27 protein-coding genes and 2 pseudogenes are annotated in these 18,023 nt (G+C 42.3%); 26 read left to right on the plus strand and 3 right to left on the minus strand.

What is annotated here, in order from left to right; all coding sequences use genetic code 11:
- Positions 1 to 7: 7 nt before the first annotated feature.
- A pseudogene (locus DXZ23_RS15065) lies at positions 8 to 1,179 on the minus strand (efflux RND transporter periplasmic adaptor subunit).
- A gap of 227 nt (positions 1,180 to 1,406) precedes the next feature.
- On the opposite strand from DXZ23_RS15065, the gene glnS reads away from it, so the two are divergent.
- Both glnS and DXZ23_RS15075 read left to right on the plus strand, forming a co-directional pair.
- Positions 1,407 to 3,065, plus strand: a complete 1,659-nt coding sequence (glnS, locus tag DXZ23_RS15070) for a glutamine--tRNA ligase (RefSeq protein ID WP_017807267.1) — start codon at positions 1,407 to 1,409, stop codon at positions 3,063 to 3,065.
- A gap of 72 nt (positions 3,066 to 3,137) precedes the next feature.
- Complete coding sequence (locus tag DXZ23_RS15075; RefSeq protein ID WP_017807266.1) at positions 3,138 to 3,578, plus strand: YcgN family cysteine cluster protein; 441 nt, start codon at positions 3,138 to 3,140, stop codon at positions 3,576 to 3,578.
- Between the two features lie 41 nt (positions 3,579 to 3,619).
- On the opposite strand, the gene DXZ23_RS15080 is transcribed toward DXZ23_RS15075, so the two are convergent.
- A complete protein-coding gene (locus DXZ23_RS15080) occupies positions 3,620 to 4,006 on the minus strand; it encodes a DUF805 domain-containing protein (RefSeq protein WP_017807265.1) in 387 nt (128 codons plus the stop codon).
- A 199-nt stretch (positions 4,007 to 4,205) separates the two neighbouring features.
- Between DXZ23_RS15080 and malQ the strand changes: the two are divergent.
- Positions 4,206 to 5,777 (plus strand): annotated as a pseudogene (gene malQ / locus DXZ23_RS15085) (4-alpha-glucanotransferase); the annotation flags it as partial.
- 250 nt (positions 5,778 to 6,027) lie between these two features.
- On the opposite strand, the gene DXZ23_RS15090 reads toward malQ, so the two are convergent.
- Positions 6,028 to 6,546 (minus strand): helix-turn-helix domain-containing protein, encoded by a 519-nt coding sequence (locus tag DXZ23_RS15090; RefSeq protein WP_017807263.1) that lies wholly within the window; start codon positions 6,544 to 6,546, stop codon positions 6,028 to 6,030.
- Between the two features lie 174 nt (positions 6,547 to 6,720).
- Here DXZ23_RS15090 and DXZ23_RS15095 point away from each other — a divergent pair, with 174 nt between their 5' ends.
- From DXZ23_RS15095 to DXZ23_RS15185, 23 genes are all read left to right on the plus strand, one after another.
- Positions 6,721 to 6,984: a helix-turn-helix domain-containing protein gene (locus DXZ23_RS15095; protein WP_017807262.1), complete on the plus strand. Its 264-nt coding sequence runs from the start codon at positions 6,721 to 6,723 to the stop codon at positions 6,982 to 6,984.
- 15 nt (positions 6,985 to 6,999) lie between these two features.
- Complete coding sequence (locus DXZ23_RS15100) at positions 7,000 to 9,012, plus strand: transposase domain-containing protein (RefSeq protein ID WP_035696055.1); 2,013 nt, start codon at positions 7,000 to 7,002, stop codon at positions 9,010 to 9,012.
- Between the two features lie 17 nt (positions 9,013 to 9,029).
- Positions 9,030 to 9,329, plus strand: coding sequence for a hypothetical protein (locus DXZ23_RS15105; RefSeq protein WP_017807476.1), 300 nt, complete (start codon positions 9,030 to 9,032; stop codon positions 9,327 to 9,329).
- 252 nt (positions 9,330 to 9,581) lie between these two features.
- Entirely contained in the window at positions 9,582 to 10,502 is a 921-nt protein-coding gene (locus tag DXZ23_RS15110; RefSeq protein WP_021723751.1) for an AAA family ATPase, read from the plus strand.
- Entirely contained in the window at positions 10,499 to 10,804 is a 306-nt protein-coding gene (locus DXZ23_RS15115) for an HI_1482 family protein (protein ID WP_035695611.1), read from the plus strand. Before DXZ23_RS15110 ends, DXZ23_RS15115 begins: the two co-directional genes overlap by 4 nt.
- Entirely contained in the window at positions 10,794 to 11,027 is a 234-nt protein-coding gene (locus tag DXZ23_RS15120; protein WP_021723750.1) for a hypothetical protein, read from the plus strand. The genes DXZ23_RS15115 and DXZ23_RS15120 overlap by 11 nt, the downstream gene beginning before the upstream one ends.
- Before the next feature lie 10 nt (positions 11,028 to 11,037).
- Positions 11,038 to 11,238, plus strand: coding sequence for a hypothetical protein (locus DXZ23_RS15125; protein ID WP_017806106.1), 201 nt, complete (start codon positions 11,038 to 11,040; stop codon positions 11,236 to 11,238).
- A 9-nt stretch (positions 11,239 to 11,247) separates the two neighbouring features.
- Positions 11,248 to 11,754, plus strand: a complete 507-nt coding sequence (locus DXZ23_RS15130; RefSeq protein WP_017806105.1) for a host-nuclease inhibitor Gam family protein — start codon at positions 11,248 to 11,250, stop codon at positions 11,752 to 11,754.
- A gap of 154 nt (positions 11,755 to 11,908) precedes the next feature.
- Complete coding sequence (locus tag DXZ23_RS15610; protein WP_017806104.1) at positions 11,909 to 12,082, plus strand: hypothetical protein; 174 nt, start codon at positions 11,909 to 11,911, stop codon at positions 12,080 to 12,082.
- A complete protein-coding gene (locus DXZ23_RS15615; protein ID WP_017805652.1) occupies positions 12,072 to 12,239 on the plus strand; it encodes a hypothetical protein in 168 nt (55 codons plus the stop codon). Before DXZ23_RS15610 ends, DXZ23_RS15615 begins: the two co-directional genes overlap by 11 nt.
- Positions 12,236 to 12,406, plus strand: coding sequence for a hypothetical protein (locus DXZ23_RS15620; RefSeq protein ID WP_017805651.1), 171 nt, complete (start codon positions 12,236 to 12,238; stop codon positions 12,404 to 12,406). Before DXZ23_RS15615 ends, DXZ23_RS15620 begins: the two co-directional genes overlap by 4 nt.
- Before the next feature lies 1 nt (position 12,407).
- Positions 12,408 to 13,130: a DUF2786 domain-containing protein gene (locus tag DXZ23_RS15135; RefSeq protein WP_017806103.1), complete on the plus strand. Its 723-nt coding sequence runs from the start codon at positions 12,408 to 12,410 to the stop codon at positions 13,128 to 13,130.
- Positions 13,111 to 13,470 (plus strand): hypothetical protein, encoded by a 360-nt coding sequence (locus tag DXZ23_RS15140; protein ID WP_017806102.1) that lies wholly within the window; start codon positions 13,111 to 13,113, stop codon positions 13,468 to 13,470. The genes DXZ23_RS15135 and DXZ23_RS15140 overlap by 20 nt, the downstream gene beginning before the upstream one ends.
- Before the next feature lie 92 nt (positions 13,471 to 13,562).
- On the plus strand, positions 13,563 to 14,036 hold the full coding sequence (locus tag DXZ23_RS15145; protein WP_017806101.1) for a gp16 family protein: 474 nt from the start codon (positions 13,563 to 13,565) through the stop codon (positions 14,034 to 14,036).
- Complete coding sequence (locus DXZ23_RS15150) at positions 14,029 to 14,391, plus strand: Mor transcription activator family protein (RefSeq protein ID WP_035695609.1); 363 nt, start codon at positions 14,029 to 14,031, stop codon at positions 14,389 to 14,391. Before DXZ23_RS15145 ends, DXZ23_RS15150 begins: the two co-directional genes overlap by 8 nt.
- Before the next feature lie 84 nt (positions 14,392 to 14,475).
- Positions 14,476 to 15,021: an N-acetylmuramoyl-L-alanine amidase gene (locus DXZ23_RS15155; protein ID WP_114995436.1), complete on the plus strand. Its 546-nt coding sequence runs from the start codon at positions 14,476 to 14,478 to the stop codon at positions 15,019 to 15,021.
- 139 nt (positions 15,022 to 15,160) lie between these two features.
- Positions 15,161 to 15,400: a DUF2644 domain-containing protein gene (locus DXZ23_RS15160; protein WP_103846694.1), complete on the plus strand. Its 240-nt coding sequence runs from the start codon at positions 15,161 to 15,163 to the stop codon at positions 15,398 to 15,400.
- A complete protein-coding gene (locus tag DXZ23_RS15165) occupies positions 15,397 to 15,654 on the plus strand; it encodes a DUF2681 domain-containing protein (RefSeq protein WP_103846695.1) in 258 nt (85 codons plus the stop codon). Before DXZ23_RS15160 ends, DXZ23_RS15165 begins: the two co-directional genes overlap by 4 nt.
- Entirely contained in the window at positions 15,647 to 15,775 is a 129-nt protein-coding gene (locus DXZ23_RS16085; RefSeq protein ID WP_017807568.1) for a hypothetical protein, read from the plus strand. Before DXZ23_RS15165 ends, DXZ23_RS16085 begins: the two co-directional genes overlap by 8 nt.
- On the plus strand, positions 15,772 to 16,101 hold the full coding sequence (locus DXZ23_RS15170; RefSeq protein WP_017807569.1) for a DUF2730 family protein: 330 nt from the start codon (positions 15,772 to 15,774) through the stop codon (positions 16,099 to 16,101). The genes DXZ23_RS16085 and DXZ23_RS15170 overlap by 4 nt, the downstream gene beginning before the upstream one ends.
- Positions 16,102 to 16,103: 2 nt before the next feature.
- Positions 16,104 to 16,394: a VpaChn25_0724 family phage protein gene (locus DXZ23_RS15175; protein ID WP_021724093.1), complete on the plus strand. Its 291-nt coding sequence runs from the start codon at positions 16,104 to 16,106 to the stop codon at positions 16,392 to 16,394.
- 22 nt (positions 16,395 to 16,416) lie between these two features.
- Positions 16,417 to 16,857: a DUF3486 family protein gene (locus DXZ23_RS15180; RefSeq protein WP_370445007.1), complete on the plus strand. Its 441-nt coding sequence runs from the start codon at positions 16,417 to 16,419 to the stop codon at positions 16,855 to 16,857.
- Positions 16,858 to 16,973: 116 nt separating this feature from the next.
- Positions 16,974 to 18,023, plus strand: a 1,050-nt coding sequence (locus DXZ23_RS15185) for a terminase large subunit domain-containing protein (RefSeq protein WP_114995562.1), incomplete at its 3' end; no start/stop codon positions are given.

Here is an 18,023-nt window from a genome sequence, read left to right on the forward strand (position 1 = left end):
CCGCACTTTATAAAATCCGAGGGCCGCGGAAGTTGTTTCCGACTTTTTCGTCGCTGCTTACTTGCGAGGAAATCACTTTTTCCCCTTCGTTTAAGCCACTAAGAATTTGCGTGTTCATTTCATCATTTAACCCCGTAACAACGGCACGTTTTTCAACTTTATTGTTTTCTGTCAAGAGATTAACAAAGGTTTCTTTTCCCTCTTTGTGTAACGTAATGGTAGGAACAAGCAAGGTGTTTTCTTCGTCCGCAATGATAATGGTATTTTGCGTAGTCATACCAATTCGCAAATGATTATCGGGATTATCAACCAGTACATTGGCGTAATAATACACCGCACTGGTGTCAGAAACGCTTTCGGAATATTCATTATCAGTCAGCGTGGTTACCGCAGGATCAACAGAATAAATAGTGGAATGATACACTTTGTCGGGATCAGAAAGGGTGGTAAATTCCACTTTCATTCCCGCTTTCACTTTGGTGATGTCGCCCTCTGAAATTTCAGGCTTGATTAAAATCTTAGTTAAATCCGCCACTTGAACAATGGTTGGAGTGGTTTGGTTTGGTTGGCATTGACCGTTTGCCCCTCCGAAACGGGGATTGAAATTACCGTGCCATCAAGGGGGGAAAGAATTTTGGTATATTCTAAATTAGTTTTTGCCGTATCTACTTGAATTTTAGCCCGTTGAATATAAGCCTCAATTTCTGAAATCGCGGCTTTAGCTGCGGATAAATTATTTTTTGCCGCGTTTAATTCATCTAACGAGGTGGATTTATTGGCGTACAATTTTGATAAACGATCATAAGAAGATTTTGCTACATTGTAAGCCACCTGTTTGGCTTCTAACTGGGCTTGATAGGATTTCAGTTCCGCTTGGGCTGAATTGAGCGTATTCACCTGATTTTTTGAATCAATTTCGGCGATGAGATCGCCTTGTTTAATTTTTTGCCCGAGCACAACGTGGATTTTTTCAATTTTTCCCGAGGCTTGCGCCCCCACCTGAACCCGATTATACGCCCGCACTGTGCCAGCGGTGATCACCGATTGCTTGATATTACCGCGATGAACGGTTTCGGTTAAATAAGTGATGTCAGCTTGGTCGCGATGAGCAAAATAACTATAAGCACCAAAGGCAACAAGCCCGCTAATCAGCACGGTAAAAATTAATTTTTTACGCATAAAAACTCCGAAATACAATAATTGCTTAGCTTGATGATTATAGTTGATATCAGCTTAAAAATTCCTTAAGGAAAAAATTTTTATAGTGAATGAACGTTCGTTCATTTTGGTGCGGGCATTGTATCATTTATCCACCGAAAAGCAACCGCACTTTTGAATTCTGCCGTTAAACATAGTAGAATGGACAACAATTTTTTTACAAAAATCGAGAATATTTTGAGGTCAAAATGAGCCATATTATAGAGAACGAACATCAACCTACCAATTTTATTCGTCATATTATTGATGAAGATTTGGAAACAGGGAAAGTAAACCTCGTTTACACCCGTTTTCCGCCTGAGCCAAACGGCTATTTACACATCGGACACGCCAAATCCATTTGCTTAAATTTCGGCATTGCGGAAGATTATAAAGGGCTGTGCAATTTACGTTTTGATGACACCAATCCCGTTAAAGAAGATGTGGAATATGTGGATTCCATCAAACAAGATGTAGAGTGGTTAGGTTTCCACTGGGAGGGCAAAGCACGCTATGCTTCCGATTATTTTGACGCACTTTATGGCTATGCCATTGAATTAATTGAAAAAGGCTTGGCTTATGTGGACGAGCTTTCCCCAGAGCAAATGCGTGAATATCGTGGCACGCTGACCGAGCCGGGAAAAAATAGCCCATATCGTGATCGCAGTGTGGAAGAAAATCTTGCTTTATTTGAAAAAATGAAAAATGGTGAATTTGCCGAAGGAAAAGCAAGCTTGCGTGCCAAAATTGATATGGTATCGCCATTTATGGTAATGCGTGATCCTGTGTTATACCGCATTAAATTTGCCAAACATCACAATACAGGCAACAAATGGTGCATTTATCCAATGTACGATTTCACCCACTGTATTTCCGATGCGATTGAGGGCATTACCCATTCACTTTGTACCCTTGAGTTCCAAGATAACCGCCGTTTATACGACTGGGTACTAGAGCATATTTCCATTCCACGCCCATTACCACATCAGTATGAGTTTTCCCGTTTAAACTTGGAATATACCCTAACCTCTAAACGTAAATTATTGAAATTGGTAGAAGATGAAATTGTGGACGGTTGGAATGACCCGCGTATGCCAACCATTTCTGGCTTACGCCGCCGTGGCTACACACCCGCGTCAATTCGTGAATTTTGCCGTCGCATTGGGGTAACCAAGCAAGATAACGTGGTGGAGTTCAGCGCGTTAGAATCTTGTATCCGTGATGATCTTAACCAAAATGCTCCGCGTGCAATGGCAGTGATTAATCCATTAAAAATCGTGATTGAAAACTTTGACGGGCAAGAAATGCTCACCGCACCAAATCACCCAAATCGTGAAGAGCTAGGGCATCGCCAACTGCCATTCACGAAAGAAATTTATATCGACCAAGCGGATTTCCGTGAAGAAGCGAACAAACAGTACAAACGCCTTGTACTCGGCAAAGAAGTGCGGTTGCGTAACGCTTATGTGATCAAAGCGGAGCGGGTAGAAAAAGATGCTGAAGGCAATATCACCACCGTTTATTGTACTTATGATCCTGAAACCTTAGGTAAAAATCCAGCGGACGGACGCAAAGTGAAAGGCGTAATCCACTGGGTATCGGCAACGGACAACGTGCCTGCGGAGTTTCGTTTGTACGACAAATTATTCACCGTGCCAAACCCAAGTGCGGCAGAAGAGCTTTACGAAGTGTTAAATCCAAATTCATTGATTGTAAAACACGGCTTCGCAGAAAAAAGCCTTGCTAACGCCAAAGAAGAACAAGCATATCAGTTTGAACGCGAAGGCTATTTCTGTGCCGACAGCAAAGACAGCCACCCTGAACACCTGATTTTCAACTTAACAGTGAGTTTGAAAGAAGGGTTCTAATTCTTTTCTAAACAATAAGTGCGGTGAAAAATTGAGAAAATTTTTACCGCACTTTTTTATTGAATAATAACAATGCAATTAGAAAAAAACTTTTGGCAGCATAAATCGCTGTTAGAAATGAATGAAGCAGAATGGGAAGCCTTGTGCGATGGTTGCGGCAAATGCTGTTATCGTAAATTTATTGAAGGGGGAGGGCGGCGGAAAAAGTTATATTTTACTCGTATTGCCTGCAATTTATTAGATTTAGAAACAGGAAAGTGCGGTAATTATTCGCAACGTTTTCAGCTTGAAGCCGATTGTACCAAACTCACCAAAAAGAATTTGCCTGATTTTCACTGGCTTCCTAATACTTGTGCTTACCGCTTGCTATACGAAAATAAACCGCTGTTTGATTGGCATCCGTTAATTTCTGGCGATCCCAATAGCGTAAAGCTCGCACATATTCCTATTGCCAACGGCATTCACGAAAAAGAGGTGATTGATTGGTTTGAGTTTGTGATTGATGATGAGTAAAGATAAATAAAAAAGTGCGGTAAAAAACTACCGCATTTTTTCTATATAATGAATTTAGCGTGGGGGACTTGCTCATTCACTGGATTTTTAGGATCTTCGCCAAAGCGGTTTTTACCTTGTGTTCCATCTAAACAAGCAAAGACGACTAGCACTATAAAACCGATTACTGGAATAAAGGCAATTAATAACCACCAGCCAGAGCGATCGGTATCGTGCAATCGTCTTACTCTCACTGCCAAAGAAGGAATTAAGGTTGCAAGTCCATAAATGCCACTAAATCCGAAATCGTTATTAAGTAAAACAAAATCGAGTAAACCTAAAATTACATACAGTAAAAAATCAACCGCCACAAACCACCAGAATTCTTTACGCCTTGCACGCCCATTAAATTGAGCATAGTGTTTTAGCACATACAAATACCAATTCATTTTTATCCTTTAATTACTCACAGAAGTTTCATTATTCTAGAAATTGGAAATATCTCTGTCAATTAGCAATCTTTTGTCTTTAAAAGAAAAAATCTTTATTTGACAAAGATCACGAATTTAAAGGAAACCGTTTGCTTTTAACCAACGCATTTGTAGAATAAAGTTAATTCTCCAGTTTTTATGGTTGTTGGGAACGCAAATGGATATGACGACACAAATTCAATCAAGGGCAGAGGAGTTAGGCATTCAGTTTTCCCATTATGATATTGAGGGGCGGTTGATTTATGCTAACCCTGATAGTTTGGCGTATTTTACTGAGCTACTCAGCCAAACGCCTTATCAAAATGCACATCATCGGGATAATCAGAATAACCATCAGAATAAAAGTGCGGTGCGATTTGATGACGTTTTTTTAGCGCAGGAAAATGAGCCGATAAGCTATCCTGTTGAACGTTTAAATTTGCCAAGTCCGTCCCAAGCCATAAAATACGCCGTATTATTGAATGAACAACATCAACCTTTAGCCTCAATTTCGCTTTCTGAACCTTATCTTTCGCTTCCTTCTCTTCCTTTTGGTTATTATCTTTTACAGCTCACCACTGCCGATAAAACTTACCACGTTCGCTTACTGGTTAGCCCAAAAACGGCGTATCAAGCTGAAATTTTGCAACAGCAAAAAGTGTGGGGCTTGAATGTGCAACTTTATAGTTTGCGGTCGGATCGAAATTGGGGAATTGGGGATTTTGCCGATCTCGCCTATTTGGTGGAACAGGGCGTGATTTATGGAGCAGAATTTATTGGTATTAACCCGTTACACGCAATGTATTCTGCCGTGCCGGAATGGGCAAGTCCTTACAGTGCCAATTCAAGGCGTTACCTAAATTGGCTGTACTTAGCCATTGACGAGCTGCCTGAATATAAATTGTGTAAATCCGTGCAAAATTGGCTGAAGCAAGCGGAGGTTCAAGAGAAAATTTCGGCTTTACGCCAAAATGAGCAAGTAAATTATGCAGAAATTCTGCCCTTAAAATTGACCGCACTTGAAAAATTATATGCCTATTTTCAGCGTAGCCGTGCGGCGAAAATGCAAGCTCGGCAGAAAGCTTTTAAGGATTTTGTGCAACAGCAAGGTAAGGGCTTGTTATACCAAGGTTTATTTGAAGTTTTAGATCAGCAAGCCACACATCAACACAAGGAAGACGAACAGCATATTGGTTGGCTCGGTTGGCAAAAATATCAACAACTTAATGATACACAAAGGGATAAATTAGTTCGTCAGCATAAAGAAAATGTGATGTTTTATTGTTGGCTACAATGGCTCACCCACGAACAGCTTAATGGCGTGCAAAAATTATGTCGTCATAAAGGAATGTCGCTAGGCATTTATGGCGATTTAGCGGTGAGCAGTTCAAGAGGCAGTGCCGATGTGTGGGCAGATCCTGATTTATATTGCATTCAGGCTTCTGTCGGCGCACCGCCTGATCCTTTAGGGCCTGTGGGACAAAATTGGAATATTCCGCCTTATAATCCGACTGAGTTGAAAGCTCGAGGTTTCCAACCGTTTATTGAATTATTGCGTGCCAATATGCAACATTTTGGCGTGTTGCGTATCGATCATATTATGGGGCTGTTCCGTTTATGGCTTATTCCGCCAGAAAAAACCGCAGCCGATGGACTTTATGTGCATTATCCTTTCGCTGAATTAATGGCGATTTTAGCCATTGAAAGCCAACGAAATCAATGCCTTGTCGTGGGTGAGGATTTAGGCACTGAGAACATCCACACAAAGTGAGAAATTAGGACTTATGTTGAATTAAACGGAATTAAGTGGGTCAGAAGTCTTATAGAATAAGGGGTTGAGAGAGGTCAGCCCCCTTTTTTTATGGGTAAAAGTTAGAAAAACAAAATGAGAAAAAAAGTGTAAAAAGCCGTAAAAAATACACATAAAGTGAGAAAATTTAACGGCGATTTAAATAGCGTTTAAATGGTTTTAAAATATGGCATCGTTACTTGCTTGTTTATCAAGATCCATTTGCAACCATTGCGATGTTTTCATCCTTGTCATCATCGCTGGCACTACTAGTTACACAGCCTAGCATTGTGTAAGAAAGCGTTAAAATAGCTTCCCTTCCTCTATCATCCGTTTGCCGATAATTTCGTATCACGGTCATCTCTTCCACTTTTAACGGCACGCCATCAAGCACGAGGTTATCTTTTGGCTTTTGCCTTTCTATGGCTTGTTGTAAGGCTTGTAAAGCCTGTTCTACGGTAAGTTGATTAGATATATTTGCTGGTTCAGCTTTTATAACTTCTTCTTTATTCCCAGTTAATAGATAAGTTGGGGTAGTTTTTAGTATCTCGGCTAATTTAATTAGAACACCTGCCTGAGGTTCCCTTTCATTTTTTTCCCATAATGTTAAGGTTGTTAAAGATATACCTCCAAGCATATCGCAAACAACATTTCTGCTTAATCCTAATGCTTCCCTGCACTCTTTAATACGAGTTCCTATATTGAATTCATTTTTAAACTTAGGTTTCATTACTTTAAAAAATCCAAATAGACCACTTTAAAGTTTTAAAGTATAAGAAAATCAATCACATAACTCTTTTGTGTTTATTTTTTGTCAAAAATAACTTTAAAAAGCTCTTTTTAAACTTTACTTAAACATTAAAGTGTAATATTATTTACTTAGTTAAACAAAAGAGGTTATCTAATGAATACATTAAATAATGATAAAAAAACAGCGAATGATTGGCATAGAGCCGATATCATCGCTGCTCTTCACAAAACGGGTTGGTCATTAAGACAACTCTCTTTAAAACACGGTTATAGCCAAGGAAGCACATTAAAGAATGCTTTAGATCGACCTTGGCTTAAAGGTGAACGTATTATTGCTGAAGCCATTGGTATTCCCGCAGAGGAAATTTGGGCTGCACGTTACGCTCACCGTAACAATAAAAAATTTGCAGATAGATAGTTTAAAGGTGAATGTATGGTAAAGGCACACTTAAAAATACACTATTCTGCAAAAGAATTACTAGATCTAAGTTTAAACTGTTTACCTAATAGTGTGCAAGGTATTTTATATCAAGCTAAAAAGAATGAATGGAAAGGCAGAAAAAGATCAGGTCAAGGCGGAGGAATAGAATTTGAACTTTCCTCTCTTCCAGTAGATGTCCAAGCCGAAATTTTACTTAAAAACACCACCTTACCAGAACCAAGTGCGGTGAAAAAACAGGCTGAAAAGCAAATGACCGAAAGTGCTTGGAATGTCCTCGCTTCGGCTACTAATGAACAAGAACGCCGTGCTGAACGTCGTTTTAATGCGGTGATGAAGCTCAAGGGGTTGTTGGATATGCGCCTTAAATTAATGGACGCCATGGATCGGGTGGTTGAGCATTTTGCGGGGCAAGAAGGTGAAGCGGTGAGCCGTGGAAGTCTGAAGCGTTGGTGGTACAAAGTGAAAAATCACCCACAAAGCAACTGGTTGCCGTTGTTGTTAGATAGAGTTGAGCGCGACACCACAAGCCGCTATGCCAAGATTGACGAGCTTGCGTGGCAATTCTTTTTGGGGGAATACTGTCGTCAATCGCAACCTAACTTTGCCATTTGTTATGAAGAACTGATGTATGCAGCGGAGGAAAACGGCTGGGCAGTGCCAAGTCTTAACACCTTAAAACGCAAATTTAACCGAGAGCTGACGCCCGCCCAAATTGCCCTTATGCGGGGCGGTGATCACGCCCTGCGTGAGTTGGTTAAACCGCAACGCCGTAGCGTCGCCCACCTTGAAGCTCTTGAGATTATCAATGGCGATGGCTATCAGCATAACGTGTTTGTGGATTGGTATGAGGACGGCAGCCGCCCTATCCGCCCGAAAACCTGGTTTTGGCAAGATGTTCGCACCCGTCGCATTTTGGCGTACTGCGTGGACGACAGCGAAAACGGCGATCAAATCCGTCAAGCCACCCTGCGATTAATCAAACAATATGGCATCCCAAAGAAAATTTTAATGGATAACACCCGAGCCGCCTCTGATTTGCAAACCTCCACCCAAACCAAACGAGGTAAGCGGAATAAAGCCATTGTGGTTGATGGGTTGTTTGAACGCCTTGGTATCCAAGTGATCCGAACCCTTGTATTTAAAGGGCGAGGCAATGGACGAGCCAAGCCGATTGAGCGTGCGTTTAGACGTGATGGATTGCCCGCTTACATTGACCGAAACCGCCGTTGCGAAGGCTTTTTTACGGGGGATAGCCCAACGGAAAAACCCGAAAACTACCAATACAAAAAAGGCTTAGATAAAGCGACATTTTTACAAATTGTTGAAGAGGGTGTGCGTAAGTGGAACGCCAAGAAAGGACGCCAAAGTGAGCTAGGGCAAGGCATTTACAGTGCCGATGAGTTATGGGCAAGGGATTATGCCCAAGTTGAAGTGATAAAACCTACCGATGAGCAGTTACGCCAATTAATGATGTTAGGCGAAAGCACCAAAGTGGACAAATACGGCTGTTTTACCCTCAAAGCAGGCTACCGCCTAGACGGCGAGAAAAACACCTACTATGCCGAAGCCTTACAGGGCGGGCAATACCCTTATGTGGTGGTGCGGTTTGATCCCGATGACTTACACGGCACGGTGTATGTGTATGACTTAAATGGCGTGTATTTGTGTGATGCGATATGTGATAAGCCACTTGCCTTTGACAGCATGAAAGGGGCGGCAATGCAACGTCGCTTAGAGGCACAAGAAGCACGCCAAACCAAAAAGCAAGTACAAACCCTAGAGAAAATGGACAAACACCAACACGAACAATACCGCAAGCATTTTGACGACGTACCAGAGGCGGAGTTAGTTGAGCCGAAGAAAGTCAAGCGACTAGCAATGTTCGAGGGGAATTTACAACGCAAAGTCGAAGAAATGGATTGGGTGGTGGATGACGATCCCCCTACCGAAAACGGATTTGCCAAAGGTGTAGCGAAGTTTAAACAGTTATTAAATGATGATTAAAGCAACAGGAGAAAGTGATGAAACAACGAAATCTACAACGTAAAAAGAGCCTAAAGGTCGCAAACGTACTCAAAGCCCTTGAACGTGAAAATACAGAACAACTCAATCAAGCAAAAGAAAACGAGGAAGTTGTCGCTCAACTTGAAAGGCAAGCCTTGAGTAGCGTTGCAAGAAAGTGGGAATTGACTGAACAATTTCTTGCCGATACGACACTTCCCCGCTCTTTGCAAGTCGCGTTGAAAGACTATCAAGCCGCGTTAAGTATCGCCATTTCGCGAAGAGTAAAAGTAAATAGACGTCTTTTGGGGGTATTTTGAAATGACGGCTAAACCAGTAAACCAAGTTGACTTGATGTTCTTCACTCTTTGCATAGGTAAATTCTTCAACGTAAGGCAAAAAACGCTGTTCAATAAGAGTGTAACGGGAAAAGTTAATTTTATGCAAGATGAAATTTAAACGTTTTTTAACTGATTTAGGAATGCCTTTAAACACTGTTCTTTGATGTTTTTGGGCAAATTTAATAATAACACGATCCATAAGCTGATCCACTAGAACAAGGGAATGACATTATGACATTAATTGAACAAATCAAGCAAATTATTGAAAGCGGTGAAATTAACCGTATGCAACTTGCAAAAGAAATTGGGGTAACGCCACCTGTTATCTCAAGTTATCTCAATGGTAAATATACAGGGGATAATGACAAAATCACCCAATCGCTAGAAAGTTGGCTAGAACAGCGTGAAATAAAACGCAGTCAATTTATGACCGCACCTGAGTTTATTAAAACCCCAACCGCCGAGCTTATTCACACCATTATTAGTTATGCTCATGCGTTAGGCTGTATTACCACTGTGTTTGGAATGAGTGGTGCAGGTAAAACAGTCGCCGCACGGGAGTATCAAAAACGCCACCGTAATGTGTGGCTGGTTACCGCCCACCCAAGCCGTGCCAGCCTTGCGGAAATGCTTTATGAAATCGCTCTTGAATTGGGCGTGGGCGAACCGCCAAAACGCAAGGCAGCCCTTGCACGCTTAATTGAAAGCCGAATGAAAGGCACAAAAGGCTTGCTGATTGTTGATGAGGCGGATCACCTCTCTTATGAAACGCTGGAAGAGTTACGTCTTATTCAGGAAGCCTGCGATGTAGGAATGACTTTAATTGGGAATGACAAGGTTTACACCCGTATGCGTGGTGGCATTAACCAAAGCCACGATTTTGCCCGCCTTTGGTCGCGTAGTGCGAAAAACGAAAGCATTCAGCATTGCAAAAAAGAAGACATTGTCGCCATTGCCAATGCGTGGCAACTGGATACCACAGATAAAAAACTGATCAGCTTATTAGCAGAAACAGGCAAGCGAGGTGGTGGCTTACGCATTTTAACCCAAGTGCTACGCCTTGCGTGGTTTAGTGCCAACGGCGACAACAAACGCCTTGATTATGACTACATTTTAGCGGCGAAAAATGAATTGCAAGGGGGAACGGTATGAAACGCACCACATTAACCCACCCAAACCCTGTTTTACGAGGCAATAACGAGATGGTGTTGAACTACCTAAGCCAAGTGCAAAAGTGCATTAGAAAGCTGGAAGAAATGGGCTTGCACGTGATTAATGTGCATTTTGAACATATCAAACCAAAAGTGCGGGTGCAACCCAACCATAACACCAAAGAACTAGAAAAAACCGCTCAAGCGATGCGGTATATCCTCGGCAATGATGGACAACGCTTTGACGAGTGGCAAATGATAGTGGAAGGCATTAAGGTGGTTTGGAGGAGTTATGCCAACTAGAAAGTGCGGCGAACGGGGGAAAGCAAAATGCCATACCGTTTATGCAATCTATAAAGGCGAAATCAATATCGCTGATGGCACAGCCGCAGAGCTAGCAAGACGATTAAACAAAAGCCAAGGTTATATCCGTATGCTAGCCAGTAGCAGAATACATAAGTTAGCAGAACAAAATCCAAACCGCTTAATGGCAATCAAAATCGGTTATACCACCGATGAACTATAAGGAGAAAAAAATGAAAAAACTCACCCTAATTTGCACCGCACTTTTATTGGCAGGGTGTGATGGACAAACCCGTGCCAAGTTTACCGACGTGCGAATTGCGGAAATTTGCAAAGGTGGCGTGGTGTATTTAGTTGTTAATAATGGCGGCATCACCCCAAAAATCAACGCCAATTATGACGTTTATACCTGTAATCAATCAGCTAACCCATAGGAGAAAACAATGAGTAAAACCAAACTAAAAAGCGACACCATCCGCTATCAAACCCGAGAAGAAGTGGAGATTGCGATTAAAGATATTGGCGATTTGCAACGTGAGTTACAACGCCTTGCGACCCACCAAAATGACGAACTGGCAGCGATTACCGAAAAATATGCCCCAAAAATCACCGCTCTTCAGGAGCAAATGAAGCCTTTACAAAAAGCTATCGAAGTGTGGTGTGAAGCCAACCGTGCGGAGCTGACACAAAACGGTAAAACGAAAACGGGCAGCTTTAACACGGGCGAAGTGCAATGGCGACAACGTCCACCGAGTGTATCAATCCGCAAAGCGGACGAAGTGTTGGCAAGATTGCGTGCGTTAGGATTAACTCAGTTTATCCGCACCAAAGAAGAGCCAAACAAAGAAGCGATGCTCGCAGAGCCAAATATCGCATCAACGGTCACGGGCATTACGATTAAAACTGCCGTGGAAGATTTTGTGATCAAACCGTTTGAACAGGAGGTGTAAATGGGTGATGTGATTATTGTGCTGGGCTATTTTGCCTTAATGGGTTGGATTATGTGGCTATTTACAAAGAGTTAAAACCCTTTTCAACGCTCTTTAAACCTGATTTAAGGGGCGTTTATAAAGTGTTTTAAATCAAAAAATAGGAGCAATGACAATGAATTATCACGCTGAAATAGACGTTAAATTGACTTTGGGTATTGAAGCTGAAACCAAAGACGATGCGATATGTTATATCGACCAACTACTGGAAGAAATCCATGAAGGCTACGCTATTGGTCTGAAGTATCGAATTAATTTTGTCAATGAGGAAGGCGAAGATGAAGAATAAATACCTTGTCAGAGTTTATGGAATGGTTGAAATCACCGTAGAAGCCGAAAGCATTGAGCAGGCGGCGGAAAAATGTGATTTAAACACCTTAGACCTGAATAAATTGCCTCATCAGATTACGGAAATTGACGAGGTTGTGGAGGTTGAAGAGCTATGACAACGCAAAAGCAAAGTGAACTTGCACTCAAGCTGGATATGATGATCGGACAGCTTCAACAAGCAGTCAGAGCGATTAATACGGGCAACTATATTGCGGCGGGGGTGTATCTGGAGCTGGTGCAAAATCAGTTGCCCAAAGCGAGATGGCAAGTAGTGAGGGGATAAAATGAAACGCGAAAAACTATTAAGAAAAATAAAAAAGTTGCTTGCACTAAGTAAATCAAGCAATCCTCACGAGGCAGCAAAAGCGTTAGAGATGGCACAGAAATTAATGGCTGAACATCAAATAAATCAGGTTGATATTGAGGTGTCATCAATACATAACCAAAAGAGATTTGCAATGAAGACTGCACGATATGTCTTAATGCTTTCAGGCGTAATACGCAAAGCATTTGGGGTTGAAGCCTATGTCGCTAATTATTATGACGATGGTAGCGAATATGGCGAAGGTCTATGTCACATGGTGTTTTTCGGTGTGCAAGAAAAGCCCACTATCGCCTCATATTGTTTTGATGTGCTATATCGACAATTACAAAAAGCCCGAAAAGCTTTTAATGCAAAACAAAATAAGAAATTAAAACGCAGTACATTGATTGCGAGAGCCGATGCCTTTTGCGAAGGGTGGGTAATGGGTGTCGCTAAAAATGTGGAAAAATTTGCTGTATCTGAAGAAGAAAGCCAATTGATGAGTGCTTATTATAAAACAAAAGTGGAATCCGCAAGAAATTTTGGGAAGTGCAAAAGTCGAGAAAGCGGAAATACAAAAGAAAAAAATGATAACTCTCGTTGGCTTGGTTTTGAGGAAGGGCGAAAAGTTGAGTTAAATCACGGTGTAAATGGAACCGAAACAAAGAAATTAGGAGCAAAAAATGAAAACGATATTAACTAATCAAGAACGAGGCAGTATTTGGATCTCAATGGATATTGCTGATGATTGCCTAAATGAGGCTTTAGCTCTGTGGGATCGCTATATTGATGGCGAAGTACAGCAAGAATATGAGGCAATTAAAGCGATTGAGCTAGCAGAGGGGGAAACAGTAGAAACGCTTTCTGCGGATTGTATTTCCCCCTTAGATTGCCTAGAGCTTATTGTGATGGATTTAGATGAAGCGATGCGATATATCAAACACGTTCGCCCAATTTTGAAAAAATTGATTAAAGCCCAACGTAAGCACCCCGAACAGACTATTAAAGAAGTGATGTGGGGAACAATGGGGCAAGCAGATTAAAACCCATTTACCGCCCTTTTAATCTCCCCTAGCCCCTCTTTACAAAAGAGGGGAACTGAGAGGGCGGAATAATGTGTTTTAAGGGAGGTCTAATGTACACTAAACCCAAATATATCCAGCTTATCCATATCGCCAAGCAAAAGCTCGGTATAGATGAGCTTAGTTATCGTGCAATGCTAGAACGGCTCACGGGCAAAAGCTCAACGAAGCAAATGACGATTAAAGAACTTAGTCAGGTTTTACACGAATTGGAAGATAAAGGCTTTCGTAACACCGCAAAAAAAGCCGTTCGGACAACAGGCAAAATGAGAACTGCGAAACCGACTATTGTGGATAAAATCCGCGTGCTTTGGCGAGCAATGCACAAGCAGGGCATTATTCGTGATGGGTCAGATACCGCCCTTGACCAGTTTGCCCGCAATATTGTCAATGTTGAGCTAGTGAAAAAAGGCAATAACGTGCTGATTATGACGGTGGCAGGGTTAAATGGGGATAACAAGTTGGCGACACAGGTGTTAGAGCGGTTAAAACAATGGCAAAAACGGGTGGAGAGGAAAAATGGATAAAGACAAATTAGATGTGTTTGAACGCAAAGCCCCAGAAGTGTTGGCAGATTTAGCAGCTCATGTTGAGCAAGAGTTAATCAATCGTTATGAAATGCCCGAAGAACAAGCCAAACAAGCGGGAGTTGATGTGGCAATGCGGATTTCAAGAGCTTGGGCGGGGGAGATTATTTATATCCCTCGTGCTTTGCTATTAGCATTATCTGAACGTGATTTGAAAATTTGGCGTGAGTTTAACGGGGTTAATCACCGTGAGCTTGCCCGTAAGTATGGCGTATCAATGCAATGGGTATATCAGATAGTTAAACGGATGCAAAAGGAAGAGATCGACCGTCGGCAGTTTGATATGTTTAAGTAAAAAATCTTTAAACCACTTTAAAATAGTTCTTTAAACAAAATCTTTAAACTCCTTTTAAAAGCATTTAGAAGGAGTTTATGTTATATGCCCTTTCCCATTACCAAAATCGTGATCCACTGTTCTGCCACGCAGAACGGTAAATCCTTACGCAATAAAACAAAATCCGCCGCTCAAGTGATTGACAGCTGGCATAAGCAGCGTGGTTTTAAGCGTAACCCTATCAACACCAAACATTTTAACCCGCACTTGCCACATATTGGCTACCACTTTGTTATTGATACCGATGGCACGATTGAAACTGGTCGTCAAGAGGGAGAAAACGGGGCGCATGTCAAAGGGCATAACGCCCACAGCCTAGGGATTTGTCTGGTGGGTGGCATTAGCATTACAGGCAAAAACTACGGACGCTACACCGCCAAACAATGGCAAGCCTTACACAAGCTATTACAAGAGTTAGAGGCTAAATATCCAGATGCACGAATTTGTGGACATCGCGATTTAAGCCCAGACCTTAATGGCGACGGCACGATTACGCCCAATGAGTGGCTCAAGGATTGTCCGTGCTTTGACGTTTGGAGTTGGCTTGATAGCGAGCAGATTATTAACGTAGATCATCTGTTTAAGGGGTAAAAATGCGTGCATCAATACAATTTTATTGGGGCAAAAAATTTACACGCGGATGGCGAATGAGTAATAACGCCAAACGTAATAAGGCAATTAATGGTGGCCGCACAGCGGCACAAAAATTTTACTTATTATGGAGTTACTAATGGCATTAAAAGAATTAATTACTAACGACAACGGTCGCCTTAGCACCACGGCATTTATCCAGTTTTTCGGTGCGCTGTTAATGGCGGTGATTTTGGCTTATAGCGTCTATTTAGACCGCTCCAATGTAGGCGAGCTTTTCACTACCTTTGCGCTCTTCTGTGGCGGTGGTGTGGCAACCAAAGGCTTTGCTAACGCCCTTAATCGCCGTAAGTCATCACCACAAGGAGAAGAACAATGATGTTATCCGCAAGTTTAATTGCCCTCAGTGGCTTTGCCTTATTTGTGGTTTACGCCGTATGGCGATTTAAAAAAGCTGAGCGAAACCTAGAACAAATGTTTGCCACCGTAGAGCACCTTGAGCAAGAAAAAGCCGTGGCACAAGCCCAAGTAAAACAGTTTGAAGTGAGAAAAAACAATGAAAAAAACCACCGCGCTGCTGATCGCAATGACCTTATTGACCGCCTGCAGCAACAAGGCGATCTCCGTGATTAATCCGAGTTGCTCGGGCTTTGGCTTAATCCAAGCCAGTCGGCAGGATACCACCGAAACCCTGCGCCAAATTGCGGTGCATAACGCCACTTATCGGGCGATTTGCCAAGAGGATAAAAAATGATGATGGAGTTATTAGAGTTTATCCAAAAGCATTGGGGATTGGTCGCAACCGTCATTGGCTCTGTTTGGGCAGGGATGAAACTATCAATGGACAGCAAATACCCCAAACGCAGTGAAATTGACGCTATCCGAAAAAATATTGATGAGGTGGAGCAACGGCTTACAAAGGTGGAGGATACCCTTGAGCATATGCCGACAAAAGAAGATTTATCTGCCTTGAAGATTTTGATGACGGAAATCAAGGGGGAGACGAATACCACCAATGCTCGTTTATCCACCCTAAGTCATCAGGTGGCATTATTAATTGAAGAACGTGTAAAAGGATAACTATGCGAGAGATTTTTATTAAAGACCAACGCCTTGTCATTTTACGCTCTCTTGTAGATGCGGGTTATGACGCCAATGAGTCTATTTTAGATGATTGCCTTGCCCTTTATGGGCATAACATTAGCCGAGATTTAGTGCGTAACCATTTGAATTGGCTGGAAGAACAAGGACTTGTGCAAATTGAGCGACTCAAAAGTGGTTTTATGATTGCAACCATCACCCAGCGAGGGCTTGATGTAGCTAACGGCGAAGCGGTTGTTGATGGCGTGAAAAAACCTGCCCCGAAGTTTTAAACCGTATTTAAAGGAGGTTTAAATGAGCGAAAAACTCAAGCGTGGGCGTGCAAGCAAAGTGGATTTATTGCCACCGAATATCAAAACCCAGCTCGCAATGATGTTGCGCGACAAGCAATATTCCCAAGCGGAAATTTTGGAAGAGATCAATGATTTGATCCGTGATTGTGGATTACCTGAAACAGCCTTGTTAAGCAAAACAGGGCTTAATCGTTATGCCAGCCGAATGGAAAAAATGGGGGCAAAAATCCGTCAATCTCGCGAAATTGCAGAAATTTGGACGAAGCAATTTGGTGAGGCACCACAGTCTGATATTGGCAAAATGTTGATGGAAATTGTGAAAAACATTGCCTTTGAAACCTCGCTTGGAATGAGTGAGGACGGTAGTGCTGATCCGAAGTCTATTGCGCTACTCTCTGCTGCAGTACAACGTTTAGAGCAGGCAGAAAAGTCTGAGTTTTAAAACGTGAGCAGGCTATCCGTCAAGAAACCATTAAACGTGCGGCGGAAGCGGTAGAAGAAGCGCGAAAGAAACAGGGGTGAGTATGGACGATGTAACAAAAATGGTGAAAGCAGTCTATGGCATCGAATAACACGGTTCTCTATGGCTATCAGAAAAAATGGTTGAATGATAAAAGCCGTTTTAAGGTAGCGATGTTTGCACGACAAACTGGGAAAACTTTTACTACCACCCTTGAAATTGTGCTGGATTGCTTGGAGGCCGAAGCACGGGGTGAAAAAGTCCGTTGGGTGATTTTAAGCCGTGGGGAACGCCAAGCAAAAGAAGCGATGAACGAGGGTGTAAAACGCCATATGGAAGCAATGGGGATGGTTTGCGAAATCTTAGAAGTCCCTTTTAAAGAAGATACCACCATTAATGCCCTTGAAGTGATTTTCCCTAGCGGTTCAAAAATTACCGCACTCCCAGCCAATCCTGACACCGCTCGGGGCTTTTCGGCTAACGTGTTTTTGGACGAGTTTGCTTTTCACCAAGACAGCCGTGAGATTTGGAAAGCCTTGTTCCCTGTGATTTCGGCAGGCTGGAAATTGCGGGTAGTGAGTACGCCTAATGGCAAGGGCAATAAATTTTATGAGCTGATGACTGATCTTGACAATACTGAATGGTCGCGTCATCAAGTAGATATTTATCAAGCCGTTGCTGATGGTCTTCCACGCAACATTGAACAGCTCCGTAAGGGCTTAAATGATGAAGATGCGTGGGCGCAAGAATTTGAACTTAAGTGGCTTGATGAAGCCAGTAGTTGGCTTTCTTATGACTTAATTGACGGCGTCGAGCATCCGCAAGCAGGAAAACCCGAAAATTACACGGGCAACCCTTGCTTTGTAGGTATGGATATTGCAGTGCGGGGAGATTTAACCGTAATTTGGGTGCTGGAACTGGTGGGCGATGTGTATTGGACGCGCGAAATCATCACCTTAAAACGTACTAAGTTACGCCATCAGTTGGACGAGTTAAACCGTGTGATGCGTCAATATAATGTGGTTGCGTGCAATCTCGACCAAACAGGTATGGGCGAAAAAATGGTGGAAGATGCCCAATATCAACACGGCGAGCAACGGGTGCAAGGTGTGCTGTTTAATGTGGTGACCAAGCTCAATATGGCGACC

Source organism: Avibacterium paragallinarum (genome assembly GCF_900450705.1).
GTDB classification, from domain to species: domain Bacteria; phylum Pseudomonadota; class Gammaproteobacteria; order Enterobacterales; family Pasteurellaceae; genus Avibacterium; species Avibacterium paragallinarum.

Excerpts from the sequence above, each read along its gene's own strand:
- glnS (WP_017807267.1), top strand. The coding sequence starts at position 1,407 with ATGAGCCATATTATAGAGAACGAACATCAACCTACCAATTTTATTCGT.
- DXZ23_RS15075 (WP_017807266.1), top strand. The coding sequence starts at position 3,138 with ATGCAATTAGAAAAAAACTTTTGGCAGCATAAATCGCTGTTAGAAATG.
- DXZ23_RS15080 (WP_017807265.1), bottom strand. The coding sequence starts at position 4,006 with ATGAATTGGTATTTGTATGTGCTAAAACACTATGCTCAATTTAATGGG.
- DXZ23_RS15090 (WP_017807263.1), bottom strand. The coding sequence starts at position 6,546 with ATGAAACCTAAGTTTAAAAATGAATTCAATATAGGAACTCGTATTAAA.
- DXZ23_RS15095 (WP_017807262.1), top strand. The coding sequence starts at position 6,721 with ATGAATACATTAAATAATGATAAAAAAACAGCGAATGATTGGCATAGA.
- DXZ23_RS15100 (WP_035696055.1), top strand. The coding sequence starts at position 7,000 with ATGGTAAAGGCACACTTAAAAATACACTATTCTGCAAAAGAATTACTA.
- DXZ23_RS15105 (WP_017807476.1), top strand. The coding sequence starts at position 9,030 with ATGAAACAACGAAATCTACAACGTAAAAAGAGCCTAAAGGTCGCAAAC.
- DXZ23_RS15110 (WP_021723751.1), top strand. The coding sequence starts at position 9,582 with ATGACATTAATTGAACAAATCAAGCAAATTATTGAAAGCGGTGAAATT.
- DXZ23_RS15115 (WP_035695611.1), top strand. The coding sequence starts at position 10,499 with ATGAAACGCACCACATTAACCCACCCAAACCCTGTTTTACGAGGCAAT.
- DXZ23_RS15120 (WP_021723750.1), top strand. The coding sequence starts at position 10,794 with ATGCCAACTAGAAAGTGCGGCGAACGGGGGAAAGCAAAATGCCATACC.
- DXZ23_RS15125 (WP_017806106.1), top strand. The coding sequence starts at position 11,038 with ATGAAAAAACTCACCCTAATTTGCACCGCACTTTTATTGGCAGGGTGT.
- DXZ23_RS15130 (WP_017806105.1), top strand. The coding sequence starts at position 11,248 with ATGAGTAAAACCAAACTAAAAAGCGACACCATCCGCTATCAAACCCGA.
- DXZ23_RS15610 (WP_017806104.1), top strand. The coding sequence starts at position 11,909 with ATGAATTATCACGCTGAAATAGACGTTAAATTGACTTTGGGTATTGAA.
- DXZ23_RS15615 (WP_017805652.1), top strand. The coding sequence starts at position 12,072 with ATGAAGAATAAATACCTTGTCAGAGTTTATGGAATGGTTGAAATCACC.
- DXZ23_RS15620 (WP_017805651.1), top strand. The coding sequence starts at position 12,236 with ATGACAACGCAAAAGCAAAGTGAACTTGCACTCAAGCTGGATATGATG.
- DXZ23_RS15135 (WP_017806103.1), top strand. The coding sequence starts at position 12,408 with ATGAAACGCGAAAAACTATTAAGAAAAATAAAAAAGTTGCTTGCACTA.
- DXZ23_RS15140 (WP_017806102.1), top strand. The coding sequence starts at position 13,111 with ATGAAAACGATATTAACTAATCAAGAACGAGGCAGTATTTGGATCTCA.
- DXZ23_RS15145 (WP_017806101.1), top strand. The coding sequence starts at position 13,563 with ATGTACACTAAACCCAAATATATCCAGCTTATCCATATCGCCAAGCAA.
- DXZ23_RS15150 (WP_035695609.1), top strand. The coding sequence starts at position 14,029 with ATGGATAAAGACAAATTAGATGTGTTTGAACGCAAAGCCCCAGAAGTG.
- DXZ23_RS15155 (WP_114995436.1), top strand. The coding sequence starts at position 14,476 with ATGCCCTTTCCCATTACCAAAATCGTGATCCACTGTTCTGCCACGCAG.
- DXZ23_RS15160 (WP_103846694.1), top strand. The coding sequence starts at position 15,161 with ATGGCATTAAAAGAATTAATTACTAACGACAACGGTCGCCTTAGCACC.
- DXZ23_RS15165 (WP_103846695.1), top strand. The coding sequence starts at position 15,397 with ATGATGTTATCCGCAAGTTTAATTGCCCTCAGTGGCTTTGCCTTATTT.
- DXZ23_RS15170 (WP_017807569.1), top strand. The coding sequence starts at position 15,772 with ATGATGATGGAGTTATTAGAGTTTATCCAAAAGCATTGGGGATTGGTC.
- DXZ23_RS15175 (WP_021724093.1), top strand. The coding sequence starts at position 16,104 with ATGCGAGAGATTTTTATTAAAGACCAACGCCTTGTCATTTTACGCTCT.
- DXZ23_RS15180 (WP_370445007.1), top strand. The coding sequence starts at position 16,417 with ATGAGCGAAAAACTCAAGCGTGGGCGTGCAAGCAAAGTGGATTTATTG.